Origin of the sequence: Cutibacterium granulosum (assembly GCF_900186975.1) — a bacterium.
Lineage (GTDB): Bacteria > Actinomycetota > Actinomycetes > Propionibacteriales > Propionibacteriaceae > Cutibacterium > Cutibacterium granulosum.
Window position 1 is genome coordinate 1,606,109 of the sequence record NZ_LT906441.1, and the last position, 21,063, is coordinate 1,627,171.

Here is a 21,063-nt window from a genome sequence, read left to right on the forward strand (position 1 = left end):
GAACCGGCATGATCCTGCCAAGGACGAGCACGTCCTCGACATGTCAGCCGAGGAGCTGGCCGGAGCACTGGACGACGTCCGCCCCACGGGCTCCTTGGACCGCACCGACACCCAGTGGTTCCGCACCGCCGTCTTCTACGAGGTGCTGGTGCGTTCCTTCAAGGACTCCAATGGCGACGGTATTGGCGACTTCAAGGGACTGGAATCCAAACTGGACTACCTGCAGTGGCTGGGCGTGGACTGCCTGTGGCTCCCACCGTTCTACGACTCCCCATTGCGCGATGGTGGATACGACATCAGCGATTATCGGTGGATTCGTGAGGAATTGGGAACGATCGAGGACTTCAAGACATTCCTTGATTCCGCCCATGACCGCGGCCTGCGCGTCATCATCGATTTCGTCATGAACCATACCTCGGACTCCCATCCGTGGTTCCAGGCTTCCCGCAGTGATCCCGATGGCCCATTCGGCAATTTCTACGTGTGGTCCGACACCGATGAGAAGTACTCGGACGCCCGCATCATCTTTCTCGACACCGAGAAGTCCAACTGGAAATGGGACGAGGAACGGGGGCAGTACTATTGGCACCGGTTCTTCCACCACCAACCCGATCTCAATTTCGACGAGCCACGAGTCATCGACGAGATGTTCAATGCCGTGCGGTACTGGATGGACATGGGAATCGACGGTTTTCGGCTCGACGCCGTGCCCTACCTCGTCGAGGAGGATGGGACGAATTGTGAGAATCTTTCCGGGACCCACCAGATCCTCAAGGACCTGCGAGCCATGGTCGACAGGGAATATCCGGGACGTATCCTGCTCTGCGAGGCCAATCAATGGCCTGAGGACGTCGTCGAGTACTTCGGGGCCGGTGACGAGTGCCAGATGGCCTTCCACTTCCCGGTGATGCCGCGTCTGTTCATGGCCCTCCGACAGCATTCTCGCCAGAGCATCTCGGACATTCTTGCCCGAACCCCACAGATCCCGGATGGCTGCCAGTGGGGCACCTTCCTGCGCAATCACGACGAACTCACCTTGGAGATGGTCACGGCGCAGGAGCGGGAATACCTGTGGGGCCAGTACGCCCCGGAACATCGCATGCGGTGCAATCTCGGCATACGCCGCCGACTGGCCACCCTGGTGGGCAACGATCAGGACCAGATCCGTCTGCTCCACGCCATGCTGCTCACCCTGCCAGGCTCCCCGGTGCTCTACTACGGCGACGAGATCGGTATGGGCGACGACCCCTGGCTACCGGATAGGGACGGTGTACGCACCCCGATGCAGTGGGACAATTCGCCCTCGGCAGGGTTCTCGGACGCTCCGCCGGAGAAATTCCACCTGCCCGTCATCGACCAGTTCGGTTACCGTCCAGCACGTGTCAACGTCGAGCGTCAGATGGAGGATCCCTCCTCCCAACTGGTCTGGTTGCGCTCCATGCTCGCGGTGCGACGTCGATACCCGGTGTTCGGCACCGGTGAGTTCATCGATCTGGGTGGCGACGACGAGGCCATCCTCGCCTTCCTGCGTCGTGACCGGACGAGCACCATCCTGTGCCTTGTGAACCTCAGCCCGGACGAACGCAGGTACGTCGGCGTCCTGCCGCAGTTCGGTGGGCACCGGGTGGTCAACATGCTGCGCGACGAGCCCTTCGGCCCCTTGGATCCTGCTGGCACGGTGGAGTACGACCTGGCGGGATGGGGTTTTGCCTGGATCCTGTTGCACCATGGGGAGGACCATTGATGACGCACCGCTCAACGGCAGATCTCGGCTCCCTGTGGGCACACATGAGTGCCGCGCGATGGTTCTCCGGCAAGGGACGCGGCGGCCGACTGATCGCACTCACTGCTCTGTCACCAGTCATCACCGAACCATCGGTGCGTCACGTCATCGCAACCGTGGGCTACCCCGAGGGGCCGGATGAGTACTACCAACTCCTGCTCAGCGCGGCCAGCAAAGACGACGAGGACGTCCTGCTCGTCGATTCCGAAGGTGCGTGGCGAGATGCGACGAATGACCCAGATGCCCTACTGGCCTGGGCGCGGGCCATCCTCTCCGGTGCCGTCGATCCCACAGCGCGTGGTGCTGAAGGGCACTGGAGCATCGACACCTATCGTCCGGTGGACGGGTCGAGGGTGCGCACCGCACGGCGCTTCGGCGGGGAGCAGTCGAACACGTCGATAGAACTCGACGACACCCTCATCATCAAACTGTTCCGCCGTCTGGAGCCCGGGGAGAACCTGGACATCGTCCGGCACCGTGGCCTCAACGAGGCGGGTGTCACCTCGGTCGCCACCGTGCATGCCGCGATGCACGCCACGGTGGGCGTACCCGGACACCACGTCGCATCGGCCGAGCACCCCACGACCTGCCCGTCCGACATCACCTTGGCCCTCACCACCGATCTCGCCATGGTCGTCGAGCGACTTCCCCATCCCCGTGACGGCTGGCAGTACTTCTGTGACAGGGCCCGTGATCTGGACGATGCAGGTGACGACGCCCGTCTGATCGGAGCAGGCCTTGCCGCCATCCACCGTGCCCTAGCCGATTTCAGTACGCCGACCACCGTCTCGGGAACTCGCATTGCCGACGCCATGTCGGCTCGACTCCACCGGGCCTGTCATCGGGTACCCGATCTCATCGAACTGCAGCCGGCACTGGTGCAGATCTTCGATCCACTGCGGGCAATGTCCGTTCCGGTGCAACCGGTGCACGGCGACTTCCACCTGGGACAGACCCTGCTCACCGACGACGGCTGGCGCATCATCGACTTCGAGGGCGAGCCGCTCAAGACGGCGCAGGAACGCCGGCAACCGGATTCTCGCTGGAAGGACGTCGCCGGGATGGTGCGCTCCCTCTCCTACGCCACCAGCGCGACCCCCGACCCGCACAGCACCGAGTCCCAGCAGTGGTACCGATGCGCACGAGCCGCCTTCCTGGACGGGTATGGTGCTGCCACTGGTCGGGAGCGGAACATCCTTGCTGCCTATGAGGCCGACAAGGCGATATACGAGACGGTGTACGAGAAACTCAATCGTCCCGAATGGATCGATGTGCCCTTGACGGCGCTGCATGAGCTCATCGGCTGACCAGGATCGGCACGTGGACCAGCGCCAGTCGACGCACGACCATTCCGGGAATTGACCAGCCTTTTCGGTGACCCACCCGGTAGATTGGCAACAACGATCCACACATCTGGCGACCACACATCTAGGAGACGAGATGGCGCACGACCTCTTCGGTGGCCTCACCGGAACAGACCTGCAGGGTTTCCACTCCGGTGGAGACACCGAGTGCTGGAAACGCCTGGGTTCCCACGTCGTCACCATCGATGACGACGAGCGGGGTGCGATCACCGGCACCAGATTCGCCGTGTGGGCACCCAACGCCCAGGCCGTGGAGATCATCGCCGACTTCAACTGGTGGACCGGTGACCCCATGCAGCTCATCCCCGGATCGGGGGTCTGGGGCACCTTCGTCGAGGGAATTGGTGAGGGAACCCTCTACAAGTTCCGCATCCAGGACCAGTGGGGCAACTGGCACGAGAAGGTCGACCCCATGGCCCGATTCAGCGAGCAGGCTCCTGGCAATGCCTCCATCGTCACCGCCAGTCACCACACCTGGAACGATGCGCAGTGGATTGCCCGGCGAGAACGTTCCGCCGCTCACCAGGAGCCCATGAGCATCTACGAGCTGCATCTGGGTGGCTGGCGTGCCGGGCTCACCTACCGTGACCTGGCCGACGAGCTCGTCTCGTACCTCGTGTGGCAGGGCTACACCCATGTGGAGTTCATGCCACTGGCCGAGCACCCCTTCGCCCCGTCATGGGGATACCAGGTGACCGGCTACTTCTCCCCCACCAGCCGCTACGGCACCCCCGACGACCTGCGTTTGCTCATCGACAAGCTGCACCAGGCGGGCATCGGCGTCATCATGGACTGGGTGCCCGGCCATTTCCCCAAGGACGACTGGGCACTGGGACGTTTCGACGGCACGGCCCTGTACGAGCATGCCGATCCACGTCAGGGCGAGCACCTGGACTGGGGCACCTACATCTTCAACTATGGTCGCAACGAGGTGAAGTCGTTCCTCGTCTCCAACGCCCTGTACTGGATCGACGAGTTCCACGTCGATGGCCTGCGCGTCGACGCCGTGGCCTCGATGCTCTACCTGGACTACTCCCGTGCGGAGGGTGAGTGGGTGCCCAACAAGTACGGTGGTCGGGAGAACCTGGAGGCCATCGACTTCCTGCGCTACGTCAACAGCCATCTCTACCAACGTTTCCCCGGAATCACCATGATCGCCGAGGAGTCCACGAGTTTCCCCGGCGTCACCAAGCCGGTCGACGAGGGCGGCCTGGGCTTCGGGTTCAAGTGGAACATGGGGTGGATGAACGACTCGTTGCGCTACCTCGAGCTCGACCCGTTCCATCGCCAGTACCATCACAACGAGATGACCTTCGCGATGGTCTACCAGTACTCGGAGAACTTCATCCTGCCGATCAGTCACGACGAGGTCGTGCACGGCAAGGGCTCCATGATCAACAAGATCGATGGTGACGACTGGCGTCAGTTCGCCTCACTGCGCGCCTACTACTCCTACATGTGGTCCTTCCCCGGCAAACAGCTCATCTTCATGGGTTGCGAGTTCGGTCAGCGCCACGAATTCGACGAGTCGACGAGCCTGGAATGGTTCGTCGCCGATCTGTGGGGTCATGGCGGTCTCAAACGGATGTTCCGCGACCTCAACCACATCTACCGGGAGCATCCGGCGTTGTGGCAGATGGACTCGGATCCGCGTGGCTTCACCTGGATCAACGCCAACGACGCCGGGGGGAACGTCTTCTCCTGGCTGCGGCGCTCCGAGGACGGGCAGACCATCGCCTGTCTCACGAACTTCTCCCCCAACCCGCAGACCCAGTACTCCATCGGGCTGCCCCGAACAGGTGTGTGGCAGGAGATCTTCAATTCGGATGCCGCGGAGTACGACGGTACCGGACAGTTCGGCAATCTTGGTCGTGCGGTGGCACATCCCTGCGCCGACAATGACTCCTGGCCGGCTCGGGCCACGGTGTGCGTACCGCCGTTGGGATCGGTCTGGTTGCGCTTCACACCGGAGGACACGCAGCAGTACTGACCTCTCACCGCAGTGTGGTGGCACGGTTGCGGTGTGACCTGGTCGTGGGCAAGTCGTTGTCAGCGACCAGGTTTTCAGCGGAAAGTGGCACAGGTGTCTGTGGTGTGGGCGATGCCGTATGATGAGTCGCACAATTTCAAACACGATCGGACAGAAAGCGTCATCACATGTCTTCAACACCTGCCGCGATCATCGAGGCAGTGGGTGGGGCGAGCAACGTTCGCAGCCTCACACACTGTGCCACGAGATTGCGGTTCCAACTCATTGACGGATCCAGGGCCAGCAAGGATGCGGTCGAGAGGATTCCCGGAGTCGCGGGAGCCGTGCCCCAGAGCGGGGACCGATTCCAGGTCGTCATCGGTGGAGCAGTCGACAGTGTCTACAAGGAGATCATGGCCCTGCCGGACATGGCGGCTCTCGACTCGGGTGCGTCGCGCAGCAATGACGATGTCAAGGCCGCTGCCCGTTCCCAGGGGCCACGTGGCAGGTTCTCGTGGCTGGACACCTTCTTCGAGTTCCTCTCCGACTCGTTCCGTCCCATCATCGGTGCCCTGTTGGGTGCCTCGCTCATCATCACCTTCATGTCGCTCATGGCGACCACCGGGGTCATCGGGAACTGGGCCGACTCGCGCGTCACCCTGCCCCCGAGCTGGCAGTTCGTCAACCTCATGTGGCAGACGGTGTTCTACTTCCTGCCGCTCATGGTGGCCTACAACGCGTCGAAGAAGCTCGACGTGGACCCGTGGCTCGGATTCGCGATCATGGCCTTCGTCATGCTGCCCGGATTCACTGGTCTGGAGTCGTTGTCCCACTCGGCCTCGGTGGCCGGCACCCCGGTGAAGATCGTCGAGATCTTCGGTCTGCCACTGACGATCTTCAACTACGGATCAACTGTCTTCCCACCACTGCTCATGGCTGCAGTGCTCGGCCCACTCTACAAGGGGTTGAAGAAACTCATTCCGCAGAGCGTGCAGCTCATCTTCGTGCCCTTCCTGTCGCTGCTCGTCATGATCCCGCTGACGGCCTTTCTCATCGGCCCGATCGGCGTGTACCTGGGTGCCTACCTGGCCAAGGGGTTGGCCACCGTCAACAGCTTCAGCCCACTCATCTTCGCCATCATCATTCCGCTGGCCTACCCGTTCATGGTGCCGTTGGGCCTGCACTGGCCACTCAACGCCGTCATGCTGCTCAACATCCAGACCTTGGGTTACGACTACATCCAGGGGCCGATGGGGGCATGGAACTTCGCCTGCTTCGGGGCAACGGCCGGGGTGCTGGCCCTGTCGGTCCGCAATCACGAGGAGACCATGCGACAGACGGCCGTCGGTGCCCTGGCGGCTGGCCTGCTCGGCGGCATCTCGGAACCGAGTCTGTACGGTATCCACCTGCGGTACAAACGGATCTACCCGTCCATGCTGGTCGGCTGTCTCGTGGGCGGCGTCATCATCGGCATTGGTGGCGGGCTGCACACCCAGGCATTCATCTTCACCTCCCTGCTGACGATTCCGGCCTTCGACAAGATCGGTCTGTACTGTGTTGCCATTGCTGCCTCCTTCGTCGTCTCGGGTCTGCTGGTCTTCTTCCGTGGTTACCAGGATCCCCAGACGGCGAGCGAGGACGGCACGGCCGGGGCGACGATCCCGGCTGCAGCCGCCCCCGTCAGTGTCGGTGCCAGCACTGGGACTGGCGAGGTTTCCGATGTCGAGACCTCTGCCGCCGTGTCGTCCGCCGACCAGACGACACCTGACACCACCACCCCTGCTGACGTACCGATGGGTCATGGAAGCACCGGGTCCACCAGTCCTGACGCGGACCAGGCACCCATCCAGATCACCTCTCCCCTGGCCGGTCGGGCACTACCGATCGAGGAGGTTCCCGATCCGGTCTTCTCCACCGGTGTGGTCGGTCAGGGCATTGCCATCGATCCGACGTCGACGGCGGTCGTCGCCCCAGCCGCGGGTACGGTGCTCACCGCTCCCGACTCGGGACATGCCCTGGGACTGAAACTGGACAACGGCGTGGAACTGCTCATCCACATCGGCATCGACACCGTCGAGCTGGACGGCAAGGGCTTCGACGTGCACGTGAAGGCTGGTGAGGAGTTCCGCGCCGGACAACCGCTGGTCACCTTCGATCCCCAGATCATCGAGAAGGCTGGCTACTCCACCATCACCCCGGTGCTGGTGACCAATGGATTCGCCTTCACCACGGTGGAGGGGCATCCAGCCGACACGGTGACGACCGAGTCCCCGGTGATCTCCGTCACGAGGTGATCGAAGCTGGGCCGGGAGACAGAGTCCCGGGACAGGCCCAGCAGGGGCAACCTCGATCAGCGATGAGAACCCAGCAGTCCTCAAGAGCGCAGGGGCTCCCATGGGCCCATCGGTGCCACACGTACGGCGGGGTGGATGGGCAGACTCGTCCACCCCGCCTCCTCAGCTCGGATGGGAAGACGTCAGCCTCGGCTGGTGTCCAGCGGCACACTGCTTGCCGGCATGGGGAGGTCTGGCACCTCTGAGGTCACCAGGGAACCGTCCGCCCTGCGCAGACCGGTCACGGGATGGCTGCCGTGCAGTCGGGCTCGTACCGGTCCCTGGTCGGCCAGCGGTACCCGCACCGGTTCGGACCCGATGTGGTGGAGCTTGCCACGCACCGTGACGTCGCGGTCCCGACCCGAGAGGATCTGGAAGGTGATGGCGTCCTGTTCCACGACGATGGACATGTCGGAGTTGCCGAGCACCATGTGGTGCCGGATCGACGTCCAACCTTGTGGCAGACGTGGATCGAACCTCAGGTTCTGCCGGTCGCACCGCATCCCTCCGAATCCCTGTACCAGGCATCCCCAGATCCCCGCTGCCGAGGCGACGTGCACCCCGTCGTCGGAGTTGTGATGGATGTTGGCCAGATCGCAGAACAGCGCGTCCCGGAAGTAGTCCATCGCCATCTCCTGGTGTCCCACCTCGGCGGCGATGATGGACTGTGCCACTGCCGAGAGGCTGGAGTCCCCCGTCGTGATCGGGTCGTAGTACTCAAAGTCGGCAAGCTTGATGGTGTCGGTGAACTGGTCACCCTGGAGGAAGAGTGCCAGGACGACATCTGCCTGCTTGAGCACTTGGTGGCGGTAGATGACCAGGGGGTGGTAGTGCAGCAGCAGCGGCCGGCTCGACTCCGGGGTCTGCGAGAGGTCCCACAGCTCCCGGGTGAGGAATTGATCGTCCTGGGGGTGCACCCCGAAGGTCTCGTCGAAGGGGATGACGATCCCGGCCGCACACTCCTCCCAGCTGGCGATCTCGGACTCGTCGAGATCGAGTTCGTCGACGAGATGCTGGTACCACAGCGGATCCTCGATCTTCATCCGTCGCATGACACGAGCGGCGTCGGCCAGGTTCGCACGCGCCATGACGTTGGTGTAGAAGTTGTTGTCCACGACCGTGGTGTACTCGTCGGGACCGGTGACGCCGTGAACATGGAACTGCCGTTCTCCGTTGGTGCGCCAGAACCCCAGGTCGGCCCACAGACGAGCCGTCTCGACGAGTACCTCGGCACCGTCCCGGTACAGGAAGGTCTTGTCCTCACTTGCCCGGGCGTACAGCAGCAGGGAGTGGGCGATGTCGGCGTTGATGTGGTACTGGGCAGTACCGGCCGCGTAGTAGGCAGACGCCTCCTCACCAGTGATCGTGCGCCACGGGAACAACGCGCCACGCTGGGACACCTCGCGGGCTCGCAGCCGTGCCTCGGGAAGGGTGTTGACGCGGTAACGCAACGCATTCTCGGCCAGCCGTGGGTGGGTGAAGGTGAGCATCGGGATGACGTAGGCCTCGGAGTCCCAGAAGTAGTGGCCCTCATAGCCCGATCCCGTCACGCCCTTGGCCGGGATACCCAGTTGGTCGGCACGTGCTGTCGCCTGGGCTATCTGGAAGAGGTTCCACCGCACTGCCTGCTGGGTACCGGGCGGGGCCCCGTCAACCTGGATGTCGGCGGTACGCCAGTAGTCCTCGAACCACTCCTGCTGATCCTGGACGTAGGACTCGTACCCCTGTTCCCGAACGCGGTCCAGGGTACGCCGCACCCGGTCGAAGAGCTCACGTACCGGCACCTGGCGTGAGCTGTGGTACGCCACGGCCTTGCCCACCCGGATGGGAATCCCCTGCCTGGCCTCGACGCGGTACACCCGTTTTCCGATGTCCGGGCTGGTGTCGATGAGGGCTTCGTAGCTGTTGTCGGTCTCAATGGTGTGATCGGCACCCACCGCCAGGGTCATGCGGGACTTGGCGGTCTGGAACCCCAGGATCATGCGTTGGTCGGAGTTCCAGTGCAGTTGGGGTTTGAGCACCCGTTCAGTGAACTGGCGTGACTTGCGGGGGTCCTCCCCCGACCCCATGGCGAGATCCGCGTTGCGGTACTCGTCCATACCGTCCTGGCGATTGAGGATCTGGGAGCTGATGACGACCGGGGCATCGCCCTCGAGCATCGTCACCTCGATGTCCATGAGTGCAAGATGGCGATGCGTCATGGACACCATGCGGTTGGCGGCCACGCGCACCAGTTTTCCGGCTGGGGTGCGCCACACGAGTTCGCGGCGCAACACCCCTTCCCGAAAATCGATCCAGCGCTTGTACGACTGGATCTCGTTGATGCTGAGCAGCAGGGGCTCGTCGTCGACGTAGAGCTTCATGAGCTTGGCGTCGGGAACGTTGACGATCGTCTGGCCGGTTTTGGCGAAGCCGTAGGCGCTCTCGGCGTGGTGGATGTCCCAGGTCTCGTGGAATCCGTTGATGTAGGTGCCGTGGAAGTGTGAGTCTCGTCCTTCCGGGGGATTCCCACGCATGCCGAGATACCCATTGCCCAGGGCGAACAGGGTCTCGGTGTGGCCCAGGTCCCGAGTGCTCGGGGCGGTCTCGACCAGGGCCCACGGATCGTCGGGAAAACGCCAGCGATCCATCGGATCGACGTCATTCATGCCAGCAGCTCCTCAAGATCGTTGACGACAAGGGTTGCACCGTTGCCGCGCAGCACATCGGTTCCCACACCACGGTCGATGCCGATGACCATACCGACTCCGCCAGCCACGGCGGCCCGTACCCCGGAGACGGCGTCCTCCACGACGGCGCAGGAGGCTGGATCGATGTCCACCAGCTCGGCTGCCCGCAGGTACGTGTCGGGCGCGGGCTTCCCGGCGAGGCCTTCGTCCCTGGCACGTACGCCGTCGACGACGACGTTGAACGCCGTGGCAAGTCCGGCAGCTGCCAGGACGTCCGTGGCATTGCGAGAGGAGGAGACGACTGCTCTGGCGACGTCCCGAGTGACGAGGTCATCCACGAACCGGCGTGACCCCGGATAGGGGTCGATGCCATCGGTGTGCAGGACGTCCAGGAAGAGCTCGTTCTTGCGATTGCCGAATCCACAGATGGTGCGCTGCTCTGGTGAGTCCTGCGGTGTGCCCTCGGGCACGTCGATGCCGCGCGAGACCAGGGCGGCTCGCACCCCGTCGTACCGGGGTCTGCCGTCGACGTGACGGTAGTAGTCCGCATCACTCCAGTCGGCAGGTAGACCGTGGGAGCTGAAGACCTCGTTGAACATCTGCTGCCATGCCCGCATGTGGATGGCAGCGGTCGGGGTGAGGACGCCGTCAAGATCGAGGAGGAAGGCTTGGCACGTCGAGAGATCCATGTGGCCAATGCTACGAATGATGCCCTGCTGTTCGAAATCATGACGCCGAGGTTGGGCCGCCAGGTGTGACGCCAGACGTTCCCTGCTGGACCGGGGATTCCTCAGAACAGGGCAGCCGCCAGTGAACGTCGTGCCGGTGCGACGTTGGGATCGTCGGGACCCACGAGGTCGAAGAGCTCGAGCAGACGGGTACGGGCACGGTCCTGATCTTCGTCGCGGGTGCGCCGTATCGTCTCGACGAGCCGGTCGAAACCGCCCTTGACGTCGCCACCGAGGACCTGGGCATCGGCAGCGGCGAGCTGGGCTTCCAGGTCATCGGGTGCGCCCTGGGCCGACTGGAGGAGTTCTCGCGGGTCGGTGCCCGCAAGTCGTCCGAGCACGGCGGCACCGGCCCGTCCCGCCTTGAGGACGGCGTCATTGGGCTGATTGGCGAGCAGCGCGTCGTAGGCAGCGACTGCCTCGTCGAACTTGCCGTCGGCGATGAGTTGTTCGGCCTGGGCGGTACGAGGATCGTCCTTCGGCTGTTCCTCGGTGGCGGTGGTGGTACTCGGCTTCGAGATGGCCTCGGCACGCCCCACCATGCCAGAGGACACGGCTGCCTGGGCCACCTGGTCGGTGATCTGACGCAGCTGGTTCTCATCCATCGTCCCCTGGGCCAGCGGAGCGGCCTGACCGCCGATGATGGCAACGAGCATCGGTACGGCCTGGATCCCCAGGGTCTGTGCCAGACGCGGATTGGCGTCAACGTCGACCGTCACCATGAGCCAACGCCCCTGGGCTTCGTCGGTGATCCGGGCCAGGGCCGCCACCGTTGCATCGGCCCCTTGAGCACGCGGCGAGGTGAACAGCGCGAGGACGGGGTACTGCACGGATTTCTGGGCGAACTCGTTGAAGTTCTCCTCAGTGGCCTCGGTGACCCATGTCTGGCCGGAAGCCCCTGCCGGAGTGGTGGACGGTGCGCCCGGTGCGGGGGCCTCACCGGCATTGCGAGCCAGTTCGGACAGATCGACGGCTCCGGGTCGGTTGAAGGATTGCGAAGACATGCCTCCATTCAATCAGAACGATCAACCCAACCTGGTCCGAATCCGACCATCCCCCCATCCACGGTGCCAAGATGGGGACATGGCACACGAACGCGCAGGCAAACCCGCCCAGGAATCAGACCTCATCGACGTGGACGCGCTCCTCGCGGCATACCACGGCATCGTCCCGAACCCGGAGAATCCCGATCAGAAGGTGGTCTTCGGCACCTCCGGACATCGAGGCTCCGCCTTCGACGGCGCCTTCAACGAACTTCACATCGCCGCGACCACCCAGGCCATCGTCGAGTACCGCGCCAGCAAGTCCATCACCGGTCCGCTGTACATCGGCAAGGACACCCACGCCCTGTCCGATCCCGCCTGGCGCACGGCGATCGAGGTGCTGTGTGCCAATGACGTCATGGTCGTCGCCGAACACGAGGACGAGTGGACCCCCACCCCAGCTGTCTCCCGGGCCATCATCATGCACAACCGCACGAACGACGGGCCCCAGGCCGACGGCATCGTCGTCACCCCATCGCACAATCCGCCACGCGACGGAGGTTTCAAGTACAACCCCCCACACGGTGGCCCGGCCAGCACGGATGCCACGAGCTGGATCGCCGAGCGTGCCAACGAACTCATGGCTGCCCCGAGCGGGATCAAGCGTCGCAACTACGACTCGGTCTCTGGTGAGGTCACCCGGTTCGACTACCGCAGTGCCTACTGCAATGACCTGCGCAGTGCCCTCGACCTGGATGCCATCGCGCAGGCTGGGGTGCACATCGGCGCCGATCCGCTGGGCGGTGCCTCGGTGCAGTACTGGCAGTACATTGCCGAGAACCTCGGACTGGACCTCACCGTCGTCAACCCCGAGGTCGATCCGACCTGGCGATTCATGACCCTGGACACCGACGGCAAGATCAGGATGGACTGCTCCTCGCCCAACGCCATGGCCTCCCTCATCGCCAACAAGGATGCCTACGACATCGCCACCGGCAACGATGCCGACTCCGACCGGCACGGCATCGTCACCCCGGACCTCGGTCTCATGAATCCCAATGCCTTCCTGGCCGTGGCGATCAACTACCTGTTCTCCCATCGGCCGGAGTGGTCCACCGACACGGCCGTGGGCAAGACCCTGGTCTCCTCCAGCCTCATCGACCGCGTGGCAGACGACCTGGGACGGCGTCTGGTGGAGGTTCCGGTGGGGTTCAAGTGGTTCGTCCCGGGGCTCATGAGTGGTGAGCTCGGGTTCGGTGGCGAGGAATCGGCAGGTGCGTCCTTCCTCGATCGTCACGGACTCACCTGGACCACCGACAAGGACGGCATCCTGCTGGCCCTGCTGGCCAGCGAGATCAAGGCCGTCACCGGCCAGTCACCGTCGCAGATCTACGCCGGGATCGAGGAGAGGTTCGGAAAGTCCTACTACGCCCGAGTCGATTCCGACGCCACCCGAGAGCAGAAGGCACGACTCAAGAAGCTCTCCGGTGACGACGTCAAGGTCAGTGACGTCGCTGGCGAGAAGGTGCAACGGGTGCTCACCGAGGCCCCGGGCAACGGTGCCGCCATCGGAGGCATCAAGGTCGTCACCGAACACGCCTGGTTCGCGGCCCGCCCCTCCGGCACGGAGGACAAGTACAAGATCTATGCGGAGTCCCTCATCGACGCCGACCACCTGGCTCGGGTGCAGGACCAGGCTCGCGAGGTCGTCGCGCAGGCACTGGCCTGATTCCTCACTTGGTCTGACGGGGCTGTCCACCCTGTGGTGGACATCGATGGTGGAGTCCCGCTACTGGGACTCCACCGGGTTCTCGCTCAGCTGCCGCCGGGCTCTGCAGCCATCGGGAATGCCACCCCCCGGGAGGGACGGACGCCCCCGTCACCGAGGTCCGCAGGGCCATTGGCCTCCTTGGCCGATCGCTCCAGGACGTTCACCGTGCAGGGCGGTTCACCGGGGATGGGCAATGTTGGTGCGCAGCCCTGCCTGCTGGGTGGCGCTCTGAATGATGAGGTCACGTTGCTCGGGATGTCCGACGTGACTGATGACGCGCAGTCCCTGGTCCTGGGCAGCGGATTCGAAGATGAAGTGGCCGTACCCGAAGATCTGTCCCATGAGGGGCTGCTCCACCGTGATGTCGAGGATGCGGCTCATCGGCATCGTTGCCATGTGCTTGTCGGCGATGCCGTGCACCCGGAACACCCTCATGTTCGTGATGACGAACCGATCCATGTGAGCCAGGTAGAGCTCACGCACGGCCCATCCCTGGCACACCAACCCGACGACGAGGCCGATGATCCACCAGTGGCCGAGCTGCCACATCGACAGGAAACACAGCACGGACGCCGTGAGGGCAAGCACTGGCACAACGGTGACGATCCAGTGCTTCTCAACCTCGTCTATGACGTACTCCCCATCGTCGGTAAGCAGGTGGCGATCAACGTCGGGGAACAGAAAGCGATGCAACAGATCCGACACGACTGATCAGCTGTGCCCGCCCAGCGCCTTGACGAAGTCGATGATTCCGGTGAAGAAACCACGCACGATGCCAGCTGTCCCCTGCGGGTTGGTGAAGATGTAGTACAGGCAGAAGACGACGATGAACACCCACAGCGTCGTCTGAACGATCTTCTTCATCCACTGGCTCCTAGTCGTCTGCCCTGTCGGAGTGAATCGAAGCCCACGAGCTCGAGGGGCTCACGGATGACATTCTCGTGCACCTGCCCACCCGGGTGGGCGAGGAAACGCCGCAGTGGACGAGCTTTTGCCATCAATCTCCCACCACTGGTGTGCGTTCAGAACTCGACGGGAGGTCACGACACATGCACATTTCCCGTCACACATATTTTTGCACCCCAGAGTTCCCTGACGCGAACAACGTGGAAGAATGGACGCCATGGAGAACTTCAACAACGATCCGTTCGCATGCGTCGACCATGTCGGCTTCGCCGTCAAGGACATGGACGAGGCCATCAAGTATCACTGTGACGTGCTGGGCTTCCACGTCCTGCTTCGTGAGAAGAACGAGGGACATGGTGTCGAGGAAGCCATGATCGCCACCGGTGAGTTCGGCAAGGAGACCACCGTCGTCCAGCTGCTCGCCCCGCTCGGCGAGGACTCGACCATCGGCAAGTACATCTCGAAGAACAAGAACATGATCCAGCAGGTGTGCTACCGCACCTACAACCTGGACAAGACCATCGAGGTGCTCAAGGAACGTGGCGCCGTGTTCATCGGCGAGCCCTCCATCGGTACGGCTGGATCGCGCGTCATCTTCCTGCACCCGAAGTACACCGGCGGCATCCTCGTCGAGGTCACCGAGCCCCCGGCCGGTGGAATGCCCTACAAGCAGGACAAGTGAGCGTGATGGGTGATCTCGGATCCCTGATCCGACGTCACCTGCGCCCTTGAACGTCTGATGGCCTGTGATCGGCAGATCACAGGCCATCACTACCATCCCGCAGAGAGCCGGAGAAGTCGTCTCACGTCACGTGAAGCACTTGGTCGCACGGACGCGCCCGGTGACATCCGATGATGGTCTTGCGCACGTTGATAACGTTGTCCTATCACTGATGCGCGACTCCTGAGGGTGGAAGGACTACTGCCGTGACAAATCCCGTGGATCCACATGATGATGCTGCCCTGGACGAGGAGACTGGCCTCAATCTCTTTGACGACCGGGCCAGTGCAGCTGGTAGCTTCGCTCATTCCATGTGGGGCTACGACCGCACCAGCGTCGACAACTACGTCCATGAGATCGAGCAACAGGTCTCGACCCTCAAGCAGCTCACCCGCACACTGCGTCGCAAGGTGAGCGAGGCACAGCGTGATGCCACCAAGACCGATTTCACCAGACTTGGCGAGCATGCCACCGGTCTCCTCACCGCTGCAGAGGCCCAGGCCACCGCCCTGGTGACCAAGGCCGGTCACGAGGCCGAACGCATCAAGGAGGAAGGCCGACGAGTGGCGGCCGACATGCGCTCCTCGGCCCAGACGGAGGCCGATGACATCCGGGTCGCCGCACTGTCCAGCCAGCGAAGCCTGCTCGAGAGGTCGTCCAAGGAGAGCCAGGACGTCGTCGCCAAGGCCAAACAACAGGCAGAGACCCTCGTCAACCAGGCAAGGACGCAGAGCACGTCCACCATCGAGTCGGCCAACACCCAGGCTGAGTCGATCATCGCCGATGCCCGAGCCCGTGGCACGCAGATCCTCGAGGAATCCCGTCACGAGGCCGCACGGATCCTTGCCGATGCCCGGGAGGAGTCCCAGAGCATTCTCTCCGAGGCCAAGCACCATCAGGAACATGCCCGCTCCACGTTGGGCGAATTGCTGGACCAGGTCAAACAGCAACAGGACCGAGCCGCCCAGGAGGTGAGCGAGCAGGTCGCAGAGGCACAGCGAATTCGCGAGCTCGCCGTCAAGGAGGCCGATGAGAAGCGATCCCAGGCCTCGAAGGAGGCCGAGGAACGCATTGCGGCCGTCCACCGTCAGTCCGCGATGATGAAGGAACGCATCGAGGAACAGTACGCCTGGCGCAAGGAGCAGCTGCAGCGTGAGATCGCAGCCCTTCAGCAGCGCAAGGATGCCACCATCGATCAGCTCAGCAACCTCAAGGCCCTCGCCGAGCAGTCCAAGGCCGACTTCCCCAACACCGATCCCTTCGACGACGTCGAGATCTCTGCGACTCCCACCCAGGAGTCCTCCGATGCCACGTCACCGGAGTCCACCAAGCCGGATGTGCACACCGACGCAGACAAGGACTCCGCCTCCGACGATGCCGCCTCATCCGCATCACCCGACTCCCCCACCACGGTCATCGACCCCAATGCGGAGGAGACCCGGGTCCTCAAACGTCCCAACTGAGTCGTGAGCAGCGCCGGAACATCCAAGTTCCCGGCGCTGCCGCCCCCAACCCACAGCAGCAGTGGTGTGCTGGCCAACCCATGAGCCCCTCGGATCAGAAGAGCCGGTCCTCGGGGTGATCCATACCACGCAGGGCGTCATAGTCGACGGTGACACAGGCTATCCCGCGGTCCATGGCGAGTGTTCGTGCCTGCGGCTTGATCTGTTGGGCGGCGAACACGCCGTCCACATGATCGCCCAGCAGGTGGTCCCGGTTGAGCAGGTCTAGGTATCGGGTGAGCTGCTCAACCCCGTCGATCTCACCGCGTCGTTTGATCTCGACGGCCACGTAGACACCCTCGGCATTGCGACACAGCAGGTCGACCGGCCCGATGGGGGTCATGTACTCCCGCTGGACCAGGGACCATCCGGTACCGAAGGTCTCTGGGTTCTCGGCAAGGAGCTGTTGCAGATGAGCCTCGACCCCGTCCTTCTGCAGGCCGGGATCAATCCCCAGATCCTCCGTGACGTCGAGGTGGATCTCGCCGAGCAGGATGTGCAGCTGGTCCCCGCTCTTGGCCTTGACCTCCCACACCTGGGTGACCACGATGTCGGCGTGCGTGGCGTCACCGGCGGCCGTGCCCGACGAACGTTCACCGGCCGAGCCCAGCTGCGAAGCCGCAGGTACAGCACACAGCTTCTCGTGCTCATCGGGCTCGCGGACGGTCAGGGTGCATGGCGGGCTCATCCAGTTGAGCGGCTTGTAGGCCCGGTCATCGGCATGGACGCTCACCGAGTTGTCCGCCTTGACGATGAGCAGGCGTTTGGCCCATGGAAGGTGGGCGGTGAGACGGCCGGTGTAGTCAACCTGACATTCAGCTATGACAAGACGCACGGTGGCACAGTGTAGCGCTGAGCTTCGCCACCCGCGATCAGATTCCCGACCAGCCGGAGCAGCGGCAGTAGGATCAACCCATGGGACGAAAACACCGGCCAAGCAAGCACCTGCGCCCGGTCCGTCCTCTCAACCCGGTGAGTCACGCCTACAGTGAGCACAAGTCGGACGGGAGCTACGTCGTCCGCAAGGTGCCGGCCGACCGGGCGGTGAAGACCTATGTGTGTCCCGGATGCAATCATCGGGTGGCCCCCGGTACCCCACACATCGTGACGTGGCCCCATGACCCCACCATCTTCGATGAGTCACCAGTCGCGCTGCGCCGTCACTGGCACAGTGGGTGTTGGAGGCAGAAACTGTGAGCACTTTGTACCACACCGTCATTGGTGCGGGCGAGACCCCAGTCGTGTGGTGTCACGGCGTCTTCGGTCAGGGCAGGAACTTCACGAGCGTGGCGAAGGCCTTGGTGGCCTCCGACCCGCACCGCTGGCGAGCCATCCTCCTCGACCTTCCCAATCATGGCCGTTCACCGTGGACCGACACGGTGAGCTATCCCCAGATGTCCGACGCCGTGGCACGGACGATCCATGACCTTGCTGATGGTCAGCCCGTGCACCTCCTCGGGCACTCCATGGGCGGCAAGGTCGCCATGCGCACCGTCCTGGACCATCCCGACCTCATCCGCACGCTCGCCGTCGTCGACATCTCCCCGGTGAGGTACAACATGGCTCACACTTTCGGGCCACGCGTACAGGGCATGCTCACCATGCCACTGGGCCAGTTGCGTACCAGGGCCGATGCCGAGGCCCATCTGCGCCGTTATGAACCAGCGGCACCGATCCGCCAGTTCTTGTTGCAGAACCTGCGCCGGGACGTCCACGCCGCCTCAAAGGAGCAGTGGTACTGGCAGATGAATCTGCCCGTCATCGCCGAGAACCTGCCTACCCTGGGTGACTGGCCGCCTGCCGAGGGCCGGAGTTGGGACGGGCCCGTCCTGTGGATGGGCGGCGGAAACTCACCCTACGTGCTGGACGAGTACCACCCTGCCATGCAGGAGTTGTTTGCGCAGGTGCGCCGCGTCACGGTGAAGAACTGCGGACACTGGGTGCATGCCGATCAGCCATCGGTCTTCGTCCAGGTGCTCAAGTCCTTCCTCGCGATGGCAGAGCAGCAGACACCCCGAGCCTGAGTCCCGGCGCTCTCATCCTGTTCGTACCCATGCAGGGGCGTCTGGCGCGTGCACCGATGCGCGCCGTCACCCCATCGTCACGACGCTGATCGACGTGTCGGCTGCTGGTTTCTTGGACTTGGGCTGGGTACCCTGCTTGCCGATCCGTGTGATGACTGGCATGCTCTCCGGGGCCACTGAACCGATGACGGTGTACGTGCCCTTCATCTGACTGTCCTTCCAGATGATGAAGAACTGCGATCCGTTGCGATTCTGGTTGGAAGGTGCCATGGCGACGGTACCTGCCTTGAAGGTCCCCTTCTTCCCGGACTCTGCGGGGAAGGAGTAGCCCGCATCGCCCGTGCCGGTACCGGTGGGGTCACCACACTGCAGGTAGTAGGGGTTGCTGGTGGAGAGTTTGTGGCACTGGGTGCCGTTGTAGAACTCCTGGGTGGCGAGCATGAGGGTGGATGTCACCGCACATGGTGCACGCCTGGCATCCAGGTTGATCTGAACCGGTTTACCACCCAGGTTCAGGGTCATCGGCGTCGTCCCCGAGGTCTGCAGATCCTTCTCGTCGGGCATCTGGCTCTCGGCCACCGTCGAGTCGACAGCTTGGTATCCGCACTTTGCCGAGGGGGCCGGGGCCTTTGAGGCAGCCGCAGTGGTCTCTCTCGGGACACGGTTGGCAGCAGTGCTCAATGTCTGTGGTGCTTGCGAGGGAGCCGACGACGTGGCTGTGGTGTTCGACACACGCCCGGACCGCTGCTCGGCGAGCTCGGAGGCGGACTGGGTGGCGCACGAGCTCAGTGTCAGTGCTGCGAGAACGACCCCGGCAACGGGTGCGCAGGATCCACGGCGATGATTCATACGGTACCTCCCACAGAAGGGTACCCAGCGATGGTGCCTCGATGGTGGACGGCTCGCCCACCGGGTCAATGACGACAGTCTGAGGGGTTGTCGGCTAGGCACGGTTCGACCTGACACGACTGCACCCCGTCATCGGCATCACGTTGACATCACGCCCGTGCTGACATCACACCCCGTGATGGGTCCCAGCAGCTAGGCTGGACGCATGGTCACACTGTCACACATCTACACCCGAACTGGCGACAAGGGGCAGACTCGACTGGTCGACAACTCACTGGCGTCGAAGTCCGACCTGCGTGTCGAGGCATACGGCCTCATCGACGAGGCCAATGCCACCATCGGTCTGGCCCTAGCCCTGGACGACTCCGGTGTCCTCGGCGCGGACGTGCGGGAGGCCCTTGCCATCGTCCAGAACGAGCTCTTCGACGTCGGAGCCGACATTGCCAATCCCTTGGTCGCCAACCCCAAGTGGGAACCGCTGCGCACCGTGCAGTCCAGCATCGACCGTCTGGAGGCCTGGTGCGACGCATTCAACGAGCAGGTTCCGGTCCTGCGATCCTTCATCCTGCCCGGGGGCAACAAGGTGGGGGCACAGCTGCACGTCTGCCGTACCGCAGTGCGTACCGCGGAGCGCGCGGCGTGGCGCGCGGCCGAGGAGTTCGGGTTCGAGGAGTCCGACGATCCCGAGACCACCCCGGGTGGGGTCAACATGCGTGCGATCACCTACCTCAACCGGCTCTCGGACCTGCTCTTCATCCTGTCCCGAGTTGCCAATCAACCAGCCGGCGGTGGAAAGAGCGATGAGGTGCTCTGGGTTCCCGGTGGGGAACGTGCCGCCGAGCACACCCCCGATCGCAACAGTCAACGCGCCCAGCACGATACTGCCCAGCACGGTGCCTGAGGGCAGATCACCGACTCCCCGCGGTGCGGGTCACAACAGCCACTGTTGCTGCTCGTAGTCGGTGCCACCGGGGGGAGCCGACTCGGCCCAACTCACGAACCCGGTGAGGCTCTGGTGGTTGACGACGAGCTGGACCGTTGCGGCGCGACGCGGCCGTCCAGTCGTCACGGTGACGATCTCACCGTCCACGGAGAACGGCATGGTGTCGTCACGAGTTGGGTGATGGTGTTCCACGAATGACAATGGCCCCCGATCAAGCACGATTGTCGGTGCCAGACGGGGGTCAAGGACTCGATACCACTCAAAACGTCCCGGGACGTAGCGGGCCATCCCAAGCATCCAAGGGCCCGGCTTGTCGCCACCACAGGTACGCAGACCGCAGATGAATGCGCCGCGTCCCTTGACGAGGAGACGTTGGCGAATGAAGAACCAGGCAATGCCCAGGACGACGAGTGCGAGGATCAGGGCACCCACACCGGCATGACGGTCGAATCCCCAGCTCACCACGTCGGGTACTCCAGAAATCACGACCATGACACAACGCTAGCCCGTCATTGGTG

Annotated in this window: 18 protein-coding genes; 10 read left to right on the forward strand and 8 right to left on the reverse strand. The window is 63.6% G+C overall.

All coding sequences use genetic code 11. The features are described from left to right. Positions 1–40: 40 nt before the first annotated feature. The 4 genes from treS (at position 41) to CKV91_RS06870 (ending at position 7,410) form a co-directional block, all read left to right on the forward strand. Complete coding sequence (gene treS, locus CKV91_RS06855) at positions 41–1,744, forward strand: maltose alpha-D-glucosyltransferase (protein ID WP_095141098.1); 1,704 nt, start codon at positions 41–43, stop codon at positions 1,742–1,744. After that, a complete protein-coding gene (locus CKV91_RS06860) occupies positions 1,744–3,090 on the forward strand; it encodes a phosphotransferase (RefSeq protein WP_021105837.1) in 1,347 nt (448 codons plus the stop codon). The genes treS and CKV91_RS06860 overlap by 1 nt, the downstream gene beginning before the upstream one ends. Positions 3,091–3,223: 133 nt before the next feature. Continuing rightward, positions 3,224–5,137: a 1,4-alpha-glucan branching protein GlgB gene (gene glgB / locus CKV91_RS06865; RefSeq protein WP_021105836.1), complete on the forward strand. Its 1,914-nt coding sequence runs from the start codon at positions 3,224–3,226 to the stop codon at positions 5,135–5,137. A gap of 167 nt (positions 5,138–5,304) precedes the next feature. Beyond that, positions 5,305–7,410, forward strand: a complete 2,106-nt coding sequence (locus tag CKV91_RS06870; RefSeq protein WP_021105835.1) for a glucose PTS transporter subunit IIA — start codon at positions 5,305–5,307, stop codon at positions 7,408–7,410. A gap of 182 nt (positions 7,411–7,592) precedes the next feature. Here the strand turns inward: CKV91_RS06870 and CKV91_RS06875 are convergent, their stop codons facing one another. The 3 genes from CKV91_RS06875 to CKV91_RS06885 form a co-directional block, all read right to left on the reverse strand. After that, positions 7,593–10,097 (reverse strand): glycoside hydrolase family 65 protein, encoded by a 2,505-nt coding sequence (locus tag CKV91_RS06875; protein WP_021105834.1) that lies wholly within the window; start codon positions 10,095–10,097, stop codon positions 7,593–7,595. Beyond that, positions 10,094–10,807: an HAD family hydrolase gene (locus tag CKV91_RS06880; RefSeq protein WP_021105833.1), complete on the reverse strand. Its 714-nt coding sequence runs from the start codon at positions 10,805–10,807 to the stop codon at positions 10,094–10,096. Before CKV91_RS06880 ends, CKV91_RS06875 begins: the two co-directional genes overlap by 4 nt. A gap of 101 nt (positions 10,808–10,908) precedes the next feature. Continuing rightward, complete coding sequence (locus CKV91_RS06885) at positions 10,909–11,850, reverse strand: tetratricopeptide repeat protein (protein WP_021105832.1); 942 nt, start codon at positions 11,848–11,850, stop codon at positions 10,909–10,911. Positions 11,851–11,929: 79 nt separating this feature from the next. Here CKV91_RS06885 and pgm point away from each other — a divergent pair, with 79 nt between their 5' ends. Further along, the gene (gene pgm, locus CKV91_RS06890) at positions 11,930–13,558 is read left to right on the forward strand and encodes a phosphoglucomutase (alpha-D-glucose-1,6-bisphosphate-dependent) (RefSeq protein WP_021105831.1); all 1,629 of its coding nucleotides are present in this window, start codon (positions 11,930–11,932) and stop codon (positions 13,556–13,558) included. Between the two features lie 219 nt (positions 13,559–13,777). On the opposite strand, the gene CKV91_RS06895 is transcribed toward pgm, so the two are convergent. Next, the gene (locus tag CKV91_RS06895; RefSeq protein ID WP_021103398.1) at positions 13,778–14,305 is read right to left on the reverse strand and encodes a PH domain-containing protein; all 528 of its coding nucleotides are present in this window, start codon (positions 14,303–14,305) and stop codon (positions 13,778–13,780) included. 6 nt (positions 14,306–14,311) lie between these two features. Continuing rightward, positions 14,312–14,464: a hypothetical protein gene (locus tag CKV91_RS09495; RefSeq protein ID WP_021103399.1), complete on the reverse strand. Its 153-nt coding sequence runs from the start codon at positions 14,462–14,464 to the stop codon at positions 14,312–14,314. Positions 14,465–14,723: 259 nt separating this feature from the next. On the opposite strand from CKV91_RS09495, the gene CKV91_RS06900 reads away from it, so the two are divergent. After that, the gene (locus tag CKV91_RS06900; RefSeq protein ID WP_021103400.1) at positions 14,724–15,188 is read left to right on the forward strand and encodes a VOC family protein; all 465 of its coding nucleotides are present in this window, start codon (positions 14,724–14,726) and stop codon (positions 15,186–15,188) included. Positions 15,189–15,433: 245 nt separating this feature from the next. After that, positions 15,434–16,690 (forward strand): DivIVA domain-containing protein, encoded by a 1,257-nt coding sequence (locus CKV91_RS06905; RefSeq protein ID WP_065860653.1) that lies wholly within the window; start codon positions 15,434–15,436, stop codon positions 16,688–16,690. A 94-nt stretch (positions 16,691–16,784) separates the two neighbouring features. On the opposite strand, the gene nucS is transcribed toward CKV91_RS06905, so the two are convergent. Beyond that, positions 16,785–17,564 carry an endonuclease NucS gene (gene nucS, locus CKV91_RS06910; protein WP_021105829.1) on the reverse strand — a complete coding sequence of 260 codons (780 nt, stop codon included), beginning with the start codon at positions 17,562–17,564 and terminating at the stop codon, positions 16,785–16,787. Between the two features lie 80 nt (positions 17,565–17,644). Here nucS and CKV91_RS06915 point away from each other — a divergent pair, with 80 nt between their 5' ends. Both CKV91_RS06915 and CKV91_RS06920 read left to right on the forward strand, forming a co-directional pair. Next, on the forward strand, positions 17,645–17,926 hold the full coding sequence (locus tag CKV91_RS06915) for a hypothetical protein (RefSeq protein ID WP_065860652.1): 282 nt from the start codon (positions 17,645–17,647) through the stop codon (positions 17,924–17,926). Next, positions 17,923–18,753, forward strand: a complete 831-nt coding sequence (locus CKV91_RS06920) for an alpha/beta fold hydrolase (protein WP_021103404.1) — start codon at positions 17,923–17,925, stop codon at positions 18,751–18,753. Before CKV91_RS06915 ends, CKV91_RS06920 begins: the two co-directional genes overlap by 4 nt. Positions 18,754–18,819: 66 nt before the next feature. On the opposite strand, the gene CKV91_RS06925 is transcribed toward CKV91_RS06920, so the two are convergent. Beyond that, positions 18,820–19,602 (reverse strand): peptidylprolyl isomerase, encoded by a 783-nt coding sequence (locus CKV91_RS06925; protein WP_021105828.1) that lies wholly within the window; start codon positions 19,600–19,602, stop codon positions 18,820–18,822. A gap of 205 nt (positions 19,603–19,807) precedes the next feature. Between CKV91_RS06925 and CKV91_RS06930 the strand changes: the two genes are divergently transcribed. Next, positions 19,808–20,503: a cob(I)yrinic acid a,c-diamide adenosyltransferase gene (locus tag CKV91_RS06930; protein WP_021105827.1), complete on the forward strand. Its 696-nt coding sequence runs from the start codon at positions 19,808–19,810 to the stop codon at positions 20,501–20,503. Between the two features lie 30 nt (positions 20,504–20,533). Here CKV91_RS06930 and CKV91_RS06935 read toward each other — a convergent pair whose 3' ends face one another. After that, positions 20,534–21,037, reverse strand: a complete 504-nt coding sequence (locus CKV91_RS06935; RefSeq protein WP_051254889.1) for a DUF2550 domain-containing protein — start codon at positions 21,035–21,037, stop codon at positions 20,534–20,536. Positions 21,038–21,063 lie beyond the last annotated feature (26 nt).